The following is a 2,469-nucleotide window of genomic DNA, read 5'->3' as shown; positions in this document are numbered from 1 at the left end:
TGGCGGTGGCTTCCGTGGCGGTCCCGGTGGCGGCGGCGGTGGCGGTGGCTTCCGCGGTGGCCCCGGTGCCGGCGGCGGTGCTCCGGGCGGCGGTTTCCGTCCGGGTGCTCCGGCCGGCGGCGGTGGTCGTCCGGGTGGTGGCGGTCGTGGCCGTGGCGGCGGCGCCGCGGGTGCCTTCGGGCGTCCGGGTGGCCGGCCGACGCGCGGTCGCAAGTCCAAGAAGCAGCGCAGACAGGAGTTCGACAACCTGTCGGCTCCGACCATGAGCTCGGGTGCTCCCCGGGGTCAGGGTCAGGTCGTCCGGCTTTCCCGTGGCGCCTCGCTGTCGGACTTCGCCGACAAGATCAACGCCAACCCGGGTTCGCTGGTCCAGGAGATGTTCAACCTGGGCGAGATGGTCACCGCGACCCAGTCCTGCTCTGACGAGACCCTGCTGCTGCTGGGTGAGCACCTCGGCTTCGACGTGCAGATCGTCAGCCCGGAGGACGAGGACCGCGAGCTGCTCGCGCAGTTCAACATCGACCTCGACGCGGAGGTCAGTGCCGAGCGCCTGGTCAGCCGTGCGCCGGTCGTGACCGTCATGGGTCACGTCGACCACGGTAAGACCAAGCTCCTCGACGCGATCCGCAAGGCGAACGTCGTGGCCGGTGAGGCGGGTGGCATCACCCAGCACATCGGCGCCTACCAGGTCCACGTCCCGCACGAGGGCGAGGACCGGGCGGTGACCTTCATCGACACCCCGGGTCACGAGGCGTTCACCGCCATGCGTGCCCGTGGTGCCCAGGTGACGGACATCGTGGTGCTGGTGGTCGCGGCCGACGACGGCGTGATGCCGCAGACCATCGAGGCGTTGAACCACGCCAAGGCGGCCGAGGTGCCGATCGTGGTGGCGGTCAACAAGGTCGACAAGCCGGATGCCAACCCGGACAAGGTCCGCCAGCAGCTGACCGAGTACGGGCTGGTCGCCGAGGAGTACGGCGGCGACACCATGTTCGTCAACGTGGCCGCCAAGCCGGGCATCGGCATCGACGAGCTGCTCGAGGCGGTCCTGCTGACCGCCGACGCGTCGCTGGAGCTGACCGCTCCGATCGACGGGCCGGCGCAGGGTGTGGCCATCGAGGCGCACCTGGACAAGGGTCGCGGCGCGGTGGCGACGGTGCTGGTGCAGAAGGGCACCCTGCGGGCGGGCGACTCGATCGTCGCCGGTGGGGCGCACGGCCGGGTCCGGGCGATGCTCGACGAGAACGGCAACCAGGTCGCCGAGGCGGGCCCCGCCCGTCCGGTCATGGTGCTCGGTCTCACCGCGCCGCCCGGCGCGGGCGACACCTTCCTCGCCGCAGCGGACGACCGTACGGTGCGGCAGATCGCCGAGCAGCGGCAGGCACGGCGGCGGGCGGCGTCCTTCGCCAACTCGCGCGGCCGGGCCACTCTCGAGACGCTCATGGAGCAGCTCAAGGAGGGCGAGAAGACCTCGCTCAACCTGGTGCTCAAGGGCGACGTCTCCGGTTCCGTGGAGGCCCTCGAGGACGCGCTGTTCAACCTCGACATCCCGGAGGAGGTCCAGCTCAGGATCATCCACCGGGGCGTGGGTGCGATCACCGAGAGCGACGTCATGCTCGCGAGCGCCTCGTCCGAGGCGGTCACGATCATCGGCTTCAACGTGCGGGCCGCCAACAAGGTCCGCGAGATCGCCGACCGCGAGGGCGTGGAGATCCGGTACTACACCGTCATCTACCAGGCCATCGAGGAGATCGACGCCGCGCTCAAGGGGCTGCTCAAGCCGGAGTACGAGGAGGTCGAGCTGGGCAGCGCGGAGATCCGCGACGTCTTCCGCTCGTCCAAGATCGGCAACATCTCCGGCTGCATCGTCCGGTCGGGTGTCATCCGGCGCAACGCGAAGGCCCGTCTGCTGCGCGACGGGGCGGTGGTGGCGGACAACCTCACCATCAGCTCCCTCAAGCGGTTCAAGGACGACGCCACGGAGGTCCGCGAGGGCTTCGAGTGTGGTCTGACGCTGGGCGGTTTCAACAACGTCCAGGCCGGCGACATCATCGAGACCTTCGAGATGCGGGAGAAGCCGCGCGGCTGATCCTGCGGTGACACGCTGATCAAGGGGTTTACGCCGAAAGGCGTAAACCCCTTGATCACGTCAGGGGGTGACCGTAATGTCCGGGGCGATGTTCACCGGAACCGCGGTCTTCGACCTGCTGCTGCCTGGCGACTCCCGGTCGCTCAAGGCCAAGAGATCATATGTACGGCCGATCGTGGCGGCGCTGCGCCGCTTCGAGGTCTCGGCCGCCGAGGTGGGGGCGCTCGACCTGCACGGTCGGGCTGAGATAGCGGTGGCCGTGGTGGCCGCCGAGGCGGCGCACGTCCGCGAGGTGCTGGACTCGTGCGAGCGCCTGGTGGCCGGGCGCCCCGAGGCCGAGCTGCTCTCGGTGCGCCGGCGGCTCCACGGCGAGGACGACT

2 protein-coding genes are annotated in these 2,469 nt (G+C 70.0%); both read left to right on the top strand.

The annotated features are described in order from the left end of the window. Positions 1-2,089: translation initiation factor IF-2 (gene infB, locus NCC78_RS30805; RefSeq protein ID WP_250798932.1), on the top strand; the 2,089-nt coding region annotated here is incomplete at its 5' end. An 88-nt stretch (positions 2,090-2,177) separates the two neighbouring features. Further along, positions 2,178-2,469 (top strand): DUF503 domain-containing protein (locus tag NCC78_RS30800; protein WP_250798933.1); only part of this gene is annotated, 292 nt, incomplete at its 3' end.

The organism is Micromonospora phytophila (genome assembly GCF_023656545.1).
Lineage (GTDB): Bacteria > Actinomycetota > Actinomycetes > Mycobacteriales > Micromonosporaceae > Micromonospora > Micromonospora phytophila.
Note: the sequence above shows the minus strand (reverse complement) of the source record. Positions and strands in the feature narration are given on the sequence as shown.